Source organism: Rudanella lutea DSM 19387, assembly GCF_000383955.1.
GTDB classification, from domain to species: Bacteria; Bacteroidota; Bacteroidia; order Cytophagales; family Spirosomataceae; genus Rudanella; species Rudanella lutea.
Genome location: NZ_KB913013.1, coordinates 2,069,796 through 2,085,064 on the forward strand (window position 1 = coordinate 2,069,796; position 15,269 = coordinate 2,085,064).

Annotated in this window: 15 protein-coding genes; 5 read left to right on the top strand and 10 right to left on the bottom strand. The window is 54.6% G+C overall.

All coding sequences use genetic code 11. The features are described 5' to 3' along the window. Positions 1-4 precede the first annotated feature (4 nt). The 3 genes from RUDLU_RS0108600 to RUDLU_RS27165 are packed head-to-tail and all read right to left on the bottom strand — an operon-like array spanning position 5 to position 747. On the bottom strand, positions 5-334 hold the full coding sequence (locus RUDLU_RS0108600; RefSeq protein ID WP_019987966.1) for a type II toxin-antitoxin system RelE/ParE family toxin: 330 nt from the start codon (positions 332-334) through the stop codon (positions 5-7). Continuing rightward, the gene (locus RUDLU_RS0108605) at positions 324-557 is read right to left on the bottom strand and encodes a hypothetical protein (protein ID WP_157580127.1); all 234 of its coding nucleotides are present in this window, start codon (positions 555-557) and stop codon (positions 324-326) included. Before RUDLU_RS0108605 ends, RUDLU_RS0108600 begins: the two co-directional genes overlap by 11 nt. Before the next feature lie 16 nt (positions 558-573). After that, positions 574-747: a hypothetical protein gene (locus RUDLU_RS27165; RefSeq protein ID WP_019987968.1), complete on the bottom strand. Its 174-nt coding sequence runs from the start codon at positions 745-747 to the stop codon at positions 574-576. A gap of 87 nt (positions 748-834) precedes the next feature. On the opposite strand from RUDLU_RS27165, the gene RUDLU_RS0108615 reads away from it, so the two are divergent. Together RUDLU_RS0108615 and RUDLU_RS0108620 are read left to right on the top strand one after the other, a co-directional pair. Then, positions 835-3,792, top strand: a complete 2,958-nt coding sequence (locus RUDLU_RS0108615) for a glycosyltransferase family 117 protein (RefSeq protein WP_019987969.1) — start codon at positions 835-837, stop codon at positions 3,790-3,792. A gap of 203 nt (positions 3,793-3,995) precedes the next feature. Then, positions 3,996-4,220: a hypothetical protein gene (locus tag RUDLU_RS0108620; RefSeq protein WP_019987970.1), complete on the top strand. Its 225-nt coding sequence runs from the start codon at positions 3,996-3,998 to the stop codon at positions 4,218-4,220. Between the two features lie 171 nt (positions 4,221-4,391). Here the strand turns inward: RUDLU_RS0108620 and dnaJ are convergent, their stop codons facing one another. Both dnaJ and RUDLU_RS0108630 read right to left on the bottom strand, forming a co-directional pair. Beyond that, positions 4,392-5,555, bottom strand: coding sequence for a molecular chaperone DnaJ (gene dnaJ / locus RUDLU_RS0108625; protein ID WP_019987971.1), 1,164 nt, complete (start codon positions 5,553-5,555; stop codon positions 4,392-4,394). A gap of 101 nt (positions 5,556-5,656) precedes the next feature. Beyond that, complete coding sequence (locus RUDLU_RS0108630; RefSeq protein WP_019987972.1) at positions 5,657-6,250, bottom strand: nucleotide exchange factor GrpE; 594 nt, start codon at positions 6,248-6,250, stop codon at positions 5,657-5,659. Between the two features lie 189 nt (positions 6,251-6,439). On the opposite strand from RUDLU_RS0108630, the gene queG reads away from it, so the two are divergent. Next, the gene (queG, locus tag RUDLU_RS0108635) at positions 6,440-7,369 is read left to right on the top strand and encodes a tRNA epoxyqueuosine(34) reductase QueG (RefSeq protein WP_027302890.1); all 930 of its coding nucleotides are present in this window, start codon (positions 6,440-6,442) and stop codon (positions 7,367-7,369) included. Between the two features lie 126 nt (positions 7,370-7,495). Then, entirely contained in the window at positions 7,496-8,146 is a 651-nt protein-coding gene (locus tag RUDLU_RS0108640) for a TetR/AcrR family transcriptional regulator (protein WP_019987974.1), read from the top strand. On the opposite strand, the gene kynU is transcribed toward RUDLU_RS0108640, so the two are convergent. The 4 genes from kynU to RUDLU_RS0108660 form a co-directional block, all read right to left on the bottom strand. Beyond that, a complete protein-coding gene (kynU, locus tag RUDLU_RS0108645) occupies positions 8,090-9,391 on the bottom strand; it encodes a kynureninase (protein ID WP_019987975.1) in 1,302 nt (433 codons plus the stop codon). The two genes, RUDLU_RS0108640 and kynU, sit on opposite strands and share 57 nt — an antisense overlap. A gap of 36 nt (positions 9,392-9,427) precedes the next feature. Next, positions 9,428-11,323, bottom strand: coding sequence for a D-apionate lactonase family protein (locus RUDLU_RS0108650; protein WP_019987976.1), 1,896 nt, complete (start codon positions 11,321-11,323; stop codon positions 9,428-9,430). An 81-nt stretch (positions 11,324-11,404) separates the two neighbouring features. After that, a complete protein-coding gene (locus RUDLU_RS0108655) occupies positions 11,405-11,788 on the bottom strand; it encodes a hypothetical protein (RefSeq protein ID WP_019987977.1) in 384 nt (127 codons plus the stop codon). A 412-nt stretch (positions 11,789-12,200) separates the two neighbouring features. Further along, complete coding sequence (locus tag RUDLU_RS0108660; protein ID WP_169578033.1) at positions 12,201-13,817, bottom strand: CehA/McbA family metallohydrolase; 1,617 nt, start codon at positions 13,815-13,817, stop codon at positions 12,201-12,203. Between the two features lie 103 nt (positions 13,818-13,920). On the opposite strand from RUDLU_RS0108660, the gene RUDLU_RS0108665 reads away from it, so the two are divergent. Further along, positions 13,921-14,268 (top strand): ArsC family reductase, encoded by a 348-nt coding sequence (locus tag RUDLU_RS0108665; protein WP_019987979.1) that lies wholly within the window; start codon positions 13,921-13,923, stop codon positions 14,266-14,268. 238 nt (positions 14,269-14,506) lie between these two features. Here the strand turns inward: RUDLU_RS0108665 and RUDLU_RS29230 are convergent. After that, a protein-coding gene (locus RUDLU_RS29230; RefSeq protein ID WP_152127412.1) for an IS5 family transposase occupies positions 14,507-15,258 on the bottom strand; the annotation gives its coding sequence in 2 pieces (ribosomal slippage) (positions 14,507-14,922 and positions 14,922-15,258; 753 coding nt in all). Positions 15,259-15,269: the final 11 nt, after the last annotated feature.

The window sequence follows — 15,269 nt, forward strand, 5'->3', positions numbered from 1 at the left end:
CTGTTTAACTTTCCAACAATGCCAGCAAATCATCCAATTCGTCACCAGAAACCGTGCTTCGCTCCGATTTATCATAAATGTATGACAGGATCACGGTCTCGTTTACCACCTTCACGTATGTAATTACACGAGCTCCTCCTGCTTTACCCGTTTTCTTTGACGTGATTTTGAGCCGGACTTTATAGAGATTACTCCCTAAAGCTTGACCAAGCGTAGGGTTTTCCTTGAGTTCCTCCCCCAAGCGAATAAGGTCCGATTTGATAGATGGATACTTTTTGGCCAGCCGCTTGATCTGTTTATCAAAAACGGACAAGGTAAGAATCTCATAACTCATTAAGCAGATTGGCTAAAGGCCTCGCTTGCTTTGCTCCCTGCTCAACCGCCTTAAGTTCAAGAATAGCTTCTTTCAATTCCGAAATTAGCTGTTCGCGACTCAGCTCTTCTATTTCGTAAGAAGATAAATCGGTATATTTCTTTTTGAGTTGATTCCAGTCGCGCATAGGTATAAAAACACCCGCCGGATTCCCTTTGCTGTCGTGAATAACCTGTACGCTCATCTTCATTTGCTTTTAGTCAAATTTCCCTTTTTTTGGCGATACCACCAAACCCATCCGAATCGCGAGGGCATTCACGCGCACCCTCTCCACCTACCTTAACGATTTTTAACAGCCCCTTTCCGGTTGTCGGAGTCAATTTTAGTAATTTTGACCAATCAATACCGGTGTCAGACTGGCTTTCTTCTGCCATTGTCCCGTTTCGTTTCGGCGGATACGGAGTCATTGGGCAAGTTCAACCAGTCTTTAACCATCTCAAGTTTAACGCCTTACACGAATCATGCAGTCATTCCGACGCTTGAACACCATTGCGGGCTGGGCCACCTTCGCGGTTGCGTTGCTAACCTACAGCCTCACGGTCGAACGCACCGCCAGCTTCTGGGATTGTGGTGAATTTATTGCCTGTGCCTACAAACTTCAGGTTCCGCACCCACCGGGCGCGCCGTTCTTCCTGCTCATCGGCCGTATTTTTTCCTTACTGGCCGGGGGCGATGTCACGCAGGTGGCCTTCTGGGTCAACATGGTTTCGGTACTGGCTTCGGCCTTCACCATTCTGTTTCTGTGCTGGACCATCTCGATGCTCGCCCAGAAACTGATTGGCAAGCCCGAATCGGAATACAACACCGCCGACTCATTGCTCGTGGTGGGTTCGGCCGTAGTGGGTGCGCTGGTGTACACGTTCTCCGACACGTTCTGGTTCTCCGCCGTTGAGGCCGAGGTGTACGGGATGTCGTCGTTTTTCACGGCTATTGTGGTGTGGGCTGCCTTCCGCTGGGAGCGTATTCAGGACGAAGCCGCGGCTAACCGCTGGCTTATCTTCATTGCCTACCTGATTGGCCTGTCTATCGGGGTTCACTTGCTCAACCTCGTAACCCTGCCCGCCCTAGCCCTCATTTATTACTTTAAGAAAACCGCCCGACCCACGTTCAAAGGAGGTGCCATTGCCTTCATCATCGGGTTTGCGGTGCTGGGCATCATCAACGCGGGCATTATTCCGGGTCTGCCGAGCGCGGCATTCGTCCTCGAAAAATTCTTTGTCAATACGCTGGGCATGCCGTTCAGCACGGGTATGACGGTGTTTGCGGTGCTGTTCTTTGCGGCCCTGATTTACGCCCTCTTCTGGTCGAACAAGAACAAACGGGTGTACCTCAACACGGCCCTGCTGGGTCTGGCGTTTGTGCTGGTGGGCTACATCTCGTACATTCAGGTACTGGTGCGGTCGGATTTTAACCCGCCCATCAACGAAAACGACCCGAGCGACGCCCTCAACTTTATCTCGTACCTCAAGCGCGAACAATACGGTAGCCGTTCGCTCACCTACGGGCCGGTGTTTACCTCGCGACCGGTGGACCAGAAACCCGGCGACCCGCTCTACAAAAAAGAAGGCAACAAGTACGTAGAATACGGCAACTCACCCAAGTACGTGTATGAGCCCGGCGACGAGATGCTGTTTCCACGGGTGTACAGCTCACAGCAAAACCACCCACAGCTGTATCGGCAAATGCTCGGCCTGGCCGAAGGGCAGAAACCGACTTTTGGCGATAACCTGGAGTTTTTCTTCAACTACCAGCTGGGGCACATGTACTGGCGGTACCTGATGTGGAACTTCTCGGGTCGCGAGTCGGATCAGGAAGGGGCCGGTTATCTGCTGCCCTGGTCGACGGACGAAGGAGCCCCCGAACTACTCAAGACCAACAAAGCCCGCGACAATTTCTACATGCTGCCGTTTTTGTTGGGTCTGTTTGGCATTGTATTCCAATACTACCGCAACCGGCGCGATTTTCTGATTGTTGGGCTGCTGTTCCTGTTCACGGGTATTGCGTTGCAGGTGTTCCTCAACTCACCGCCCTCTGAGCCCCGCGAGCGCGACTACATCTACGTGGCTTCGTACTATTTCTTCGCCATCTGGATTGGTTTGGGCGTGATGGCTCTGGCCGAGGGGCTGCGGCAATACCTCAAGTCGGACATGACCCGCAACGGGGCGATTGTGGGCCTGAGCCTGCTCGTGCCGGTGATGATGGGTGCCAAAAGCTGGGACAACCACGACCGCTCGAACCGGTACCACTCGGTTGATTTTGCAAAAAACCTGCTCAACTCATGCGCACCCAACGCCATTCTGTTCACCGGGGGCGACAACGACACCTTCCCGCTCTGGTACGCACAGGAAGTTGAAGGTTTCCGGCGCGATGTGCGGGTGTGTAACCTGAGCCTGCTGGGTACCGAGTGGTACATTCAGCAGATGAAACGCAAAACCTACGAGTCGGAGGCCCTCCCGATTTCGCTTGAGTTCGATCAGTTCAACAAAGGCGAAAACGACGTGATTCCGTTCTACGAGATGAGCGCCGTAAAAGACGGTATCGACCTGAAACAGTACATCAACCTCGTGAAGCAGGGTAGCCAGGCTGTTCGGGTGCCGCTCACCACCGGCGAAATGACGAGTATTCTGCCCTCGTCGGTGCTGTTCCTGCCCATCGACAAGGCGGCTGTCGACAAAGCCAACTTTGTTCCTTCGCTGCTGCGCCCGCTCGTAGGCGATACGCTCCAATGGACCATTGGCAAGCGCGACCTGTACAAGCCTGACCTGATTATGCTCGACATCATTGCGACGAACAACTGGCAGCGGCCTATCTATTTCTCATCTACACTGGCCTCTGACAACTACCTCAACCTGAAAGATCACATGCAGGTAGAGGGCTACGCGTACCGCCTGATGCCGGTGCGGGTCGATGGGGCTTCGGATGGCTTTGTGAACACCGATATTGCGGCCAATAACCTGATGAAGCGGTCGTTTTGGCGCGAGATGAACAACCCGAACACTTACTACGACGAAACCTACAAGGGGTCGCCGGTACTGACAGCCCGGATCGCGTTTTTCCGGTTGGCCGATCAGTTGATTCGGGAAGGTAAGAAAGCCGAAGCCAAAAAGGTACTCGACTACTCGCTCAGCGTCATCCCCGACAGCACCATTCCCTTCGACCAGATTTCGTCGAACTTCGTGCAGCTGTACTTCAACGTAGGCGACACCAAGAAGGCCCTCGAAATTGCCGATACGATGGTGACCCGCATTGATCAGAACCTTACCTACAACAAAACGTCGGGACGGCAGTTTGGTGATGTTCGGTCGGATCTGTACAGCCTTAACTCGATTGTAGAAGCCTGCAAAGAAGCCAAGCAGGACGCCCTCGCCCAGAAGTACGAAGCGCTGCTCGAGAAGCACTACTCGGCTTACGGCGGCTAACGAGATCACCCCTTAAACGCACCAAAACACCCCTGTCGGCACCGCGTCGGCAGGGGTGTTTTGATGACGGGCATACCTTAAATCAGCCCTTGAAAGGGAGGGGTGAATTGTTTACTTTTTGCCATCAAAAGTAGGCTTAAATGAGCTAAAATGGCCGTTTTTTTGTTCTATTAGCAGAACAGAAACAACCCATACAACGCTCAATGAAATCGCTAGAACTGCTGACTACCACTACGTACAATGCGCCTTCGGCAGTTCCGGCCCGCCGTCATAAGGCCAACGGTACGGCTACGGCTGCCCTGCTCATTCAGATCGCGAGCGAGATGCTGACCACCTCGCCCACCCTACGCAAACGCCTGGGCGTAACCCTCACCGACCTGGCCGCGGCCGAAAAGGTCCGCAAGGAATTAACCCGCAAAGGGCTGTAGCAGAAAAGCGTGGGGTAGGGAGATGGATAGACATGACATCTCTCTAAACGAGATGTCATGTCTATCCATCTCCCTCACGAATCTCCATTTCCCTTCGTATTTTCATTAAAAAAGCCGTCAGGTCTGGGACCTGACGGCTTTCTTGTATATCCATTGGGCTAAAAACGATTTTCACCCGTGAAAGAAGTCCTTCATTTTCTCGAAGAAGCCTTTCTCGTTTTTGTTCGGCTTGGGCTGGAAATTGGGCGATGCGCGCAGTTTTTCGAGCACAGCCCGCTCTTCCGACGAAATGGTGCGGGGAGTCCAAACGTTTACGTGAATCAGTTGGTCGCCCCGGCCGTAGCCGTTTAACTCTTTAATACCTTTTCCTTTCAGGCGGAGAATTTTGCCGCTTTGCGTACCCGGTTCGAGCGTAATCCGGGCGCGCCCGTCGATGGTTGGCACCTCCACACTCGTACCCAAAGCCGCATCAGGGAACGTAACGTACAGATCGTACACCACGTTGCTGCCGTCGCGCTTGAGGTCAACGTCTTCCTCTTCTTCAACCACAATGAGCAGGTCGCCGGCTACACCCCCGCGCGGAGGTACGTTGCCCTTACCGCCTACCGAGAGCTGAATCCCCTCGGCTACACCCGCCGGAATCTTGATCGGGATTACGTCTTCTTCGAGCACCCGGCCTTCGCCAAAGCAGGCGTCGCAGCGGTCGGTTACAATTTTGCCCTCACCATTACAGGTAGGGCATGTGCTGGTCGATACCATCTGTCCGAGCATGGTATTCACCACCTTCCGAACCTGACCCGTACCGTTACACGACGAACAGGTCTGAACGGCTGTCCCGTTTTTCGAACCATTGCCTCCGCAGGTGGTACACGAAACGTGGCGCTTTACCTTGATCTTTTTCTCGACCCCGTTGGCTACTTCCTGTAGGTTCAGCTTCAGCTTAATACGCAGGTCGGACCCGCGCCGAACGCGCTGCCGCGAACCGCCACCACCCCGGTTGAAGAAGCTACCAAACGGAGACTCCTCACCAAAGATGTCGCCAAACTGGCTGAAAATATCTTCCATCGACGGCCCGCCCGGTCCGTAACCACCACCACTGGCAGCACCACCGAGTCCGGCATGGCCAAACTGATCGTAGCGCGCCCGCTTGTTGGCATCGCTCAGTACATCGTAGGCTTCGGCGGCCTCCTTGAATTTCTCTTCGGCCGAGGGGTCGTCCGGGTTTTTGTCCGGGTGATATTTGATGGCCATCTTCCGATAGGCCTTCTTGATATCTTCCGCCGATGCGCCTTTTTCAACGCCTAATATTTCGTAATAATCTCGTTTCGTCGCCATAATTTTAAAGAGTGAAAGAGCGAAAGAGTGAATGGGTGGGCTTTGTCTGGTAGTGATTTCTCATTACCTCTCCACTCATTCGCTCTTTCACTCTTTCGCTATTAACTTCCTACGATCACCTTTGCAAACCGGATTACTTTGTCGTTGAGATAATAGCCCCGCTCGGTTTCGTCGATCACTTTGCCTTTCAGATCGTCGCTCGGAGCCGGAAACTGGGTGATCGACTCGTGCAGGTCTGCGTTGAACACTTCGCCCTTGGCCACCATCGGTTTCAGGCCTTTGCTTTCGAGTGTGCGGCTTAATTTATGGTAAATCAGGCTGACACCTTCTTTCACAGCAGCCACATCATCGGCCTTGTCGATGGCCTGCATAGCCCGCTCAAAATCGTCGACAACCGGCAGTAATGCCACCAGCATGCCTTCGTTGGCGTTGGCAATCAGTTCCATTTTCTCCTTAGCCGTGCGCCGACGGAAGTTCTCAAAGTCGGCATACAGACGTAGGTATTTATCTTTCAGTTCGACCAACTCCTTGTACGTCTTGTCTTCGGCCGATTCGGTAGCGGCCTGCTCCTCTCCTTCCGCTGTTCCACCGTTTACGATCACGGCCTCGTCGGTGGTGAGGGTTTCTTGATCGGTACTGTCAGTTTGTGGGTTGGTCTGCTGTTGTTCGTCGTCCAAAATGTCTTTATTTTCCATGCTGTAACGCACTTAGTATGTCATAATTCAGGTGTAAAAGTAGGCGCAAAAGCGTTGCCAAACCCCACAAATCTGCCAAGTTGTCCGAGTTTGTCGCGGTACCTGTGTCAATCGGATTTTTTGCCGGGCGGTTGGTGTTTAGCTTGGTACGTACCAACTGTTTTTTCGTTTTTGCACAAGGGCCTCTTCATGTCTGTCATTGAACACCATACCAACCTGATCAAAGCCGAGGCCGCCCGGCTGGGGTTCGACTTCTGCGGAGTGTCGAAGGCGGGGTTTCTGGAAGCCGAAGCCCCCCGGCTCGAAACCTGGCTTAATCGGAATTACCACGGACAGATGGCCTACATGGCCAACCATTTCGACAAGCGGCTCGACCCCCGCAAACTTGTCGAAGGCGCCCGCTCGGTGGTAACTGTTTTGCTCAACTATTACCCCGAGCAGCGGCTACCCGAAGGCGACGACGACCTGAAAATCTCGAAATATGCTTACGGAGAAGACTACCACTTCGTCATAAAAGATAAGCTAAAAGATTTCCTGTCGTTTATTCAGGAGGAGATCGGCGAGGTAGGGGGGCGCGTATTTGTCGATTCGGCCCCGGTTATGGACAAAGCCTGGGCACGGCAATCGGGTGTGGGTTGGGTAGGCAAACATTCGAACCTGATCAACCGGCAGATGGGCAGTTTCTTTTTCATCGGCGAGCTGATTCTGGACCTCGACCTGATCCCCGACGGCCCTATTGCCGATTATTGCGGGACCTGTACACGCTGTATGGATGCCTGCCCCACCGAGGCCATCACCGAACCGTACGTAGTGGATGGCAGCAAGTGTATTTCGTATTTTACCATTGAACTGAAAGATGCCTTGCCCACCGACATGCAAGGGAAATTCGACAACTGGATCTTTGGCTGCGATGTGTGTCAGGATGTGTGCCCCTGGAACCGGTTTGCCCGCCCACACCAAACACCCGCATTGTCACCCAAACAATCTCTTCTGGAGATGAGCCGCCAGGATTGGGTAGAAATTACTGAGGAAGTATTCCAGGAGTTATTCCGCCGATCGGCGGTTAAACGTACTAAGCTTGAGGGACTTAAGCGAAATATTTTATTTATGAACGATTAACCATTTAGCGACAATTGGTGACCAGCCCATTGACTATTTTTTCTAATTATGGTTACTTTGTAGTTAAAAGTAGACAACACGCCACAGGGAAAAATGCCGAGGGATAGGATAAACCAGGAACAAAAGTTGATTAAGGCTGTCGGTGAAATACTTCGCGAGCAGGGCTTCGATCAGCTTAAAATAAACAAAATAGCGCAACAGGCAGAGGTAAATAAAGTACTTATATATCGCTATTTCGGCGGGCTCGAAGGGCTCTTGGCAGCCTATTATAAACAGGAACAACCCCAAATTGCCGCCCCTACCCTCGACGTTGAGCACCTAAAAACCCTTCCACTTGAAGGTGTTTTTCAAGTGTGCCTGGAATACATCCTGAATGAGTTTCGGGAACTCCGAACCAATGTAGTAGCCCAAGAATTCCTGAAAGCCGACCTGTACAACACCCATGACGAACGTAACCCGGTGGTACTCGAACGCGAAGAGCGGCTAAAAAAAATTATCGACGAACTGGCTTCGATGATCGGCAACAAAGACGGACGCGGCTTTCCGGCGGTCATTGTCAGCGGCCTGACTCTGCTAACCTTGTATGCCCACCAGCATAAAGAGGTAATGGGCATTAATGTTGATACCGAAGAAGGTTGGGCGCGCATCGAAACCGCCCTGGCTAATATTTTCCACGGAGCGTATCTGTTTCACAAGGAGCGACTCGCCAACCTTAACCAATCAGCTTCCGGCGATACGTCGCTCGGCGATGCGTCGCCCGGCGAAGAAGCTGCGTAGGGCCTCGCCCACCTGCCACACATCACTAAATGAGTTGTACAGCGGTGTAGGTGCCAGCCGAATACAATCGGGTTCGCGCCAATCTCCGATAATCCCCGACTCGGTCAGGTAATTGAACAGAGCTTTACCCTCCTGCTTCACGAGGAGTGATAGCTGACACCCTCGCCCGGCAGGGTCGGCGGGCGTGAGCACCTGAATAGCCTCCCCAAACGGTTGGAGCACGTAGGCCAGATAACCCGTTAGCTGCTCGCTCTTCTGCCGCAGTGCTGCCATACCCGCTTCGGCCGTAATGTCGATAGCCGCCTTGTGCAGGGCTAACCCCATAATGTTGGGCGTACTAAGTTGCCAGCCAGCCGCGCCGGGCATCGGCACAAACCCCTTGGTCATTTTGAACCGGTTCGCTTCGTCGTAGCCCCACCAGCCAGCCAGCCGGGGCACATCGGCCGTATGATGACGCTCGTGCACAAACACACCCGAAACCGCGCCGGGGCCTCCATTGAGGTATTTGTACGAACACCAGGTAGCAAAATCGACGCCCCAATCGTGCAACTGCACCGGTACATTACCGATGGCGTGGGCCAAATCGAAGCCCACCAGCAGATTGTGCGCGTGGGCCACCTGCGTAATTGCCGCCATATCGTACACCTGCCCGGTATAGTAGTTAAGGCCACTCATCAGCACCAGTGCGAGCGAGTCGACATGGGTTGCTATAGCCTCGCAGATGGTTTGCGTTTCAATCAGACCATCCTCGCCGGGTTTTACTTCGATTAAGACAGAGTCGGGATTGAGCCCCCGCGAGCGGATGTGCGTTTCGAGCGCGTACTGATCCGACGGAAAGTCACCGGCAATGGTCAAAATCTGCGTTTTGGCGCCCTGCGGCCGGTAAAATGACGCCATCAGCAGGTGCAGGTTCACCGTCAGGGCGTTCATGGGGCAAACTTCCAATGGTTGAGCCCCCACAATCTGGGCCAGTGGCTCCTGACAACGTTGGTGGTAACTCAGCCACGATGGCACGCCTTCCTCAAGGCTATCGAACCAACCCTCTACACCGAGGTGCTGCCAGGTGTTTAATTCTCCATCCAAGGCCAGCCGGGCGGCTTTGGGTTGCAACCCAAGTGAGTTGCCGCAGAGGTAAATGAGGTCTTGCCCGTTACGTTGCGGGATATGAAACCGGTCGCGGTACGAGCGGAGCGGGTCTTGCGCATCAAGCGACTGAGCAAATGAGAGGGTATTTTCGTAGTGCATTGTTGATGAGATAGTTATAAAGCAAACGAGCCCAACTCAGGCACTCGTCAGGGCTATGACGGCAAACGGATTCAGTGTGATGGCGGTCTGACCAAACGGAACAACCGCTGGTAAGGCCCCGGATTTGATGGCGGCCGGAGCCGTGATTTCGTCGAGCACGCACACCTCGGCGGGTGTTACAGGCCACGCACTCAGGTCAACGGTTTGCGGCTCTGCACTGTGATTGGCCAGCACCAGCAGGTGCCGGTCGTGCTTGGTGAGCCAGAGAGCACTGCCCTGCACCGGGTCCCGAAACGCAATGGGTTTGGCTACGGCCCCCTGCCAGTCGGCGAGTAGCTGTAACACCAGCCCCACCGGAAATACATCGCCCGGCTCGGCATTGAACCGGTCGGGGAACAAGGGTGCATCGAGGCCCTGAATTACCCCCCGCCCGCCTTTGGTATCGAAATACGTGACGCGAGCGACCCCGGCACTCGTCAGCGACGCCAGACTACCTACCAGCCAGCCAGCCGCCAGCAACGACGGTTGCCGATGGTCAATATCGGCGGGCCAATCGGTATCGAAGTCGGTGGGTACACCCGACAACCGTTGGCGCAACGAAACCGGCCCTACATGAATCGGGGTCGACGGTAGCAGGGCCCGCATCGACTGTACGGTATCGGCATGGGCATCTTTGTTTTCAATAACGGTCCAGTCGCCGGTCAGGTGCATTTGCGGGTTGAGCGAACACACCAGATAATCGATCTGCCCGGCTGTAAACGTAGCGCCTTGCAGGTCGACGAAGGGGCCGGTAGTACCCGCTCCCAACAATGCACCCGGAAACAGGGCCCGCAGAGGTTCGGCAACGGCCGTTAGCAACCCGTCGGGGGTAGCCGGGTGGGTCAGGCTAAATACCTCGATCGCCCAGGCCTGCACACCCAGCCACGATACAGCCTGTTGCAGGTAATCGAGCTCGGCGGGGTAGTTATCCGTAAACGAAATAGCCAGCAACACCCTGGCTTGTAACTTTTTCGCTTCACTCAGCCCCACCGTAAACCACTCCGACCAGTCGGGCCGACCAAAATTCAGTTCGATTCGCAGATGGTCGGGAGCCATGCGCCGAAGTTGGGTTACCTCGTCGGTTTTGAGCTTAGGCGTATCAAGTGCCTGACACAGGCCAATAGCCGGCAATGGATTCTCAGGGCCGTCGGGCCGCACGAGCCGAAGTGATTTCGGCGGGGCTACTGCCCCTTCGACGGGGTTGTTTACCAGTTCGAGCGTTACGCGTTGGCTAATCCGGTCGCCGGGCATAATCTGTACCGGCATGGGCAAATGCACGGGCGTACAGTACGTTTTGAATGAGGCATCGCCCCAGTTACGTTGGTCTTCCGTTTCGAACACATCGCCCGCAAAAGATAGCTGAACCACATCCTGGTGCGGCAACGTCCAGCGCAGGGCGGCAATGTCCTGAAAGGGCTGTTGTAAAGTGATGGTTTCGGGAAAAACACCCTCTACGCTACGGCCATCGGGGGTTTGGATAACCGCCGGACGGCCCACGGTTTCGGCCAGGGGGTGCAGCACACACAAACCAGCCCGGTTACGCCAGAACGGCACCAGCACCTCGCCAGCAAGCTCAAACTGAATACGGCCGCTCGCATCGCCGGTAAGCTGCGCCTGCCAACGGATGATTTCGGTGGCTCCCTCGAAGCTCCCTCCCGTGTACGAAATTCGAAACGATTGCGCCCCGATTTCTACCTGTTCGTCGGTCAATTGCCAGTCGAGGGTATTCCAGCGGGCATCGCGCAGGGCGAAATACAGCATCCTGACCACCTCATCGTCGCCGAGTTTCACGTACCGTAAAAAGCCGTTTTCGTACAGAGCCGTGAAAGGGCCAGCCTGTACCCGGCGAATCGGGTGAGTTTGGGAGGTACCGGTGTGTAAAAGCGTAGGCATAGCGGGAACGCGCAGACAGTTTGGCGCGCAAATTAACCGCCCCAGTCCACACTTCCGCAATAACCTAATTCGCAAACAACGTTACGACTGAGCGCGCAGGGCCCGGAACCGGTTTATACCGATTAGTTTAGCCGGCCGGCCAGTCTCGCCCGGTTGGTGCGCGGTGATGCGTTGAAGATGCTCAAGCTGTCTATTCAATTGGGCAACTGTGCGGCTCAACTGATCGAGCTGACGTTGCAGATGCACCAGCGGCTCGCCGGTGACGCGCCCGGCCGGGGTGGTTACCGATTCGGATGCCATCGCGGAGCCACTTACCTGAGCGGGTGCCACACTGCCGCCAAAAGGTGACCCCATGCGGCTGAACGCTTCGAAAACCGCTTTATTTTTGGCTACAAATGTCGACAGACGGTGCCCAACCGTGTTCGGGGTCAGGCGGGTATGATTATATCGTTGAGTCAGTTCCATTAGTTCTTATATCGTTTGGATGAACGGTTGACCCGCCATATCTATTTGGCTTCTGATCAATCGCTTAGGCCGGCACCACAGGCGGTCCGGCACTCTGTAAAGAAACGGGAGGGGTTTTGCAAAAGTTTAATCCTTTGAACCGGAAACCCCTGTATGACCCAAATCTATTAATTACGACCCGTATATTTATTTGAATAATTATAAAAACAGGCAAAAAATATTTCTTTTCCATGAAGTTCTTCCCAAACGGTGTAGGACAAGTTTTTTTGGACAGGATTACAGGATGTACAGGATTATTTTTTGGGAAGAAAATCCTGTACATCCTGTAATCCTCCGGGCCGCCGGGCGGTCGAAGAAATCTTCGTCGAGCTTATCACAAAGAACTTGTCCTACACCCTTCCCAAACGGTTTATCAAGGCTTCACCAACCGTTTCCGTAAGTCAGCAATAACCTGCCGGGTTTCTTCAATTCGGGTTTTGAGGGGTTGTTTGTAGTACCAGGCCCGAAACTCGGGGTTATCGCGATGGGTGTCGAGCTCGGCCTCCAACTCACGGAGGTAAGCCTCACTTTTGGTCAGGTACGCCTGTGCCGTTTCGGGGTTGTGAAACCCGCCCCCATCCACGCTCACGTACACGGGTGTAGTGTGAGCAGCCGATCGTGGCCCGCCGTAGCAACGGGCCGCAATCCATAGCCCCTGCTGCACATCGGGCAGCTCGAGCTGCACCACCAACCGGGCCGTCGACTGCCCCGATTGTTGCGGGGTCACGCGCGCCAGTACCCGGCCATGGGCCACCAGTTCGAGGGCCGTTAGCGGCTCCTGTGTAGCCTCGCCCAGAGCCTCAGCCCGAATGGTAAGCGTACTCCCCTTTTTCACCGCCACCCGATCGCCGGGTCGGGACGTGCCCTGCTTAGCTACGCTATTAACCTGCAAATCCAGAATAGGGCCACTCGTGACAAACGTATGACCAGCCGCTACACCCGCCTGCCAGGCCGCCGGAGTGAGCGGGCCGTTGATGTAGGTGTAAAAACGGGCATTGCCAATCCGGGCCGAGTGTTCGGGCGGGCCGTGGTCATGGTCGTGGCCACACCACGGAAAATCGGAGCCCGCCGTAGCCGTGAGCGGAATGCCGAGGTCGAGCAGGTGGTAATAATGTTCGGTACGGAGCGGATCGGCCGACACGCAATACTGAAGAATTTCGAGCAAATCGACTTTACCCCGCAGCCCGTCGAGGGTGAGCCCCCGGTAACCATGAAACGACTCGGCCTGATGCGCATAGCCCGTAAGACCACCGCGCCGGTGCAGCTCATCGAACACCCGATCGTAGAGGTAGTAATCCTGCCGGTAGCGCACCGACCCCGATGCCCCAAAACCCAGGGCGTGGCCGAGTTCGGGCGTACGGGGGTCTTCCTGACCGGACATCAGTAAAAACGGCCCCTGCTGGTACATACCTTTCTCGCCAAAAGCGTACTGCGGATAGTAGGTCTCCCAGAAATCGCCCATTTTGAGCAACACGCCCACATTCACATCTTCGGCCCGAATCCAGTCGAGCAACAGCGGGTTTTCGCGGGGCGACCGCCGGATATGGATATGGTCGTCGGCCGAGTACCAGTTACGGGCGGCCATGTGAATCCAGCGTTTGAGGGCGTAGGTTTGGCGCAGCACCTGCCCCGACCGGATATGCAGCCGGTGGGTTTGGTGTACGTATTCGTTGCCTTTTGAGAGGCTCAGGTCGTAGGTGCCGGGCGCGAGCGTAAGACTAAAAGCCCCCGAAACATAAAACGAGCTGTCGGGCTGAAAGGCATACCCATCGGCATGGTCCCACAGGCCGTATTGCACCGCCACCACTTCAGGCGGCACCACCGGCACCGGGCCACCACCCGCCCGCGTGAGCCGCACGCGCACCGGCGTAGGCTTGCCCGTAGCGGCATCGCGCACCACCACCCGCAACTGCCCCGCCCGTTGGGCAAGGGCTCTGGGCCACCCGCCGAGCGCCAGGCCGAGGGCAAGCATCCACACAGTCAATCTCATAGTCGGGCGAAGGGGTTTTAAGCGTAAGGATCAACAGTTTTTTCTTTTACTCCCCGATACCGACTTTTGTCGCTGTAGTTTTATGATCCATTCACGTACAACCATGTACACACTATACGCTATTCCGAATTGCGACACCGTAAAAAAAGCCCGCACCTGGCTGGCCGAACAAGGTGTTGCGTACACATTTCACGACTATAAAAAAGCGGGTATCGACCGGGCAACGCTGGAGCGGTGGCTGAGCCAGAAAAGCTGGGAAGAACTCGTAAACCGGGCGGGTACGACCTGGAAAAAACTGCCCGACACCGATAAACCGACCGATACTGAAGCCGCTATTGCCCTGATGATGGAGAAGCCTTCGGTTATTCGTCGACCACTGATCGAAGCCGACGGCCAGATTGTGGCCTTAGGTTTCAAACCCGACGAGTATAGCCGGGCATTTGGTCGTTAATTGAATGTAGAATGAACAGTGTAGAATGTACCATGAGAGAGCTGACTATCAACAGACAAGCCCATTATACATTTTACATTGTTCATTCAGTTAAATTTTGTCATCGAAAAACCCCTGACAGGTTAAAACCGGTTCGGCATATGATCTGAACTATTGGCAGGTAGCCCCGATGGGGCAAAAGACGTTGGCCCTGTCGTCGGGATGAAAGCCTAACGTTCAAACTAGAGTGTGTGGACAATCAGAGCAACAAAATCATACTTGAAGCCAGATGAACCATCGCCAAGAAGCTGCTGGCTGTTTTTTCGTAGCGAGTTGCTACCCGGCGATACTGTTTCAAGCGGTTAAAATAGCGTTCAATCTTGTTGCGATCAGCGTACAAATTCTCATCGATTACCCGCTGCTCCACCCGATTCACTTTGGAGGGAATGATCGCGTCACAACCGTTGTGGGCCAACCCTTCCAGCAACCAATCGGCATCATAAGCCTTATCGGCAATCACAGCAAAAGCCTCACAGTCAGCCAGTAAGGTGGCTGCGCAAGGCGCATCACCCGCATGGCCAGGACTTAACTCAATGCGGATAGGATTGCCTAAGGCATCCACCAGAGCATGAATTTTTGTGGTCAAGCCGCCCCGTGAGCGGCCTAATGCTTGTTGCTGGAGACTACTTTTTTTTGCCCAGCAGCCTGTTGATGAGCTCGCACCGTTGTCGAGTCAATCATTACCCAATCCAGGTCGGGCTCTTGCAGGGCATCAAAGACCTGTTTCCACACCCCAGCCTGAGCCCAGCGCCGAAATCGTCGGTAGTTGCTGTTCCAATTGCCGAAGCGTTCAGGCAAGTCGCGCCAAGGCGCACCCGAGCGGGCAATCCAGAGCACGGCGTTGATAAACAAGCGGTTATCGAGTGCTTTTCGGCCTGCTGAGCCTGCCTGTCCTGGTAGAAGAGGGGTGATTTTAGTCCATTCCTGCTCGGTGATCTCATAGCGTCTCATGCCACAAAGAT

What these genes read in the sequence shown, in the direction of transcription:
- RUDLU_RS0108600 (WP_019987966.1), bottom strand. Translation starts at nt 334, where the DNA reads ATGAGTTATGAGATTCTTACCTTGTCCGTTTTTGATAAACAGATCAAG.
- RUDLU_RS0108605 (WP_157580127.1), bottom strand. Translation starts at nt 557, where the DNA reads ATGAGCGTACAGGTTATTCACGACAGCAAAGGGAATCCGGCGGGTGTT.
- RUDLU_RS27165 (WP_019987968.1), bottom strand. Translation starts at nt 747, where the DNA reads ATGGCAGAAGAAAGCCAGTCTGACACCGGTATTGATTGGTCAAAATTA.
- RUDLU_RS0108615 (WP_019987969.1), top strand. Translation starts at nt 835, where the DNA reads ATGCAGTCATTCCGACGCTTGAACACCATTGCGGGCTGGGCCACCTTC.
- RUDLU_RS0108620 (WP_019987970.1), top strand. Translation starts at nt 3,996, where the DNA reads ATGAAATCGCTAGAACTGCTGACTACCACTACGTACAATGCGCCTTCG.
- dnaJ (WP_019987971.1), bottom strand. Translation starts at nt 5,555, where the DNA reads ATGGCGACGAAACGAGATTATTACGAAATATTAGGCGTTGAAAAAGGC.
- RUDLU_RS0108630 (WP_019987972.1), bottom strand. Translation starts at nt 6,250, where the DNA reads ATGGAAAATAAAGACATTTTGGACGACGAACAACAGCAGACCAACCCA.
- queG (WP_027302890.1), top strand. Translation starts at nt 6,440, where the DNA reads ATGTCTGTCATTGAACACCATACCAACCTGATCAAAGCCGAGGCCGCC.
- kynU (WP_019987975.1), bottom strand. Translation starts at nt 9,391, where the DNA reads ATGCACTACGAAAATACCCTCTCATTTGCTCAGTCGCTTGATGCGCAA.
- RUDLU_RS0108650 (WP_019987976.1), bottom strand. Translation starts at nt 11,323, where the DNA reads ATGCCTACGCTTTTACACACCGGTACCTCCCAAACTCACCCGATTCGC.
- RUDLU_RS0108655 (WP_019987977.1), bottom strand. Translation starts at nt 11,788, where the DNA reads ATGGAACTGACTCAACGATATAATCATACCCGCCTGACCCCGAACACG.
- RUDLU_RS0108660 (WP_169578033.1), bottom strand. Translation starts at nt 13,817, where the DNA reads ATGAGATTGACTGTGTGGATGCTTGCCCTCGGCCTGGCGCTCGGCGGG.
- RUDLU_RS0108665 (WP_019987979.1), top strand. Translation starts at nt 13,921, where the DNA reads ATGTACACACTATACGCTATTCCGAATTGCGACACCGTAAAAAAAGCC.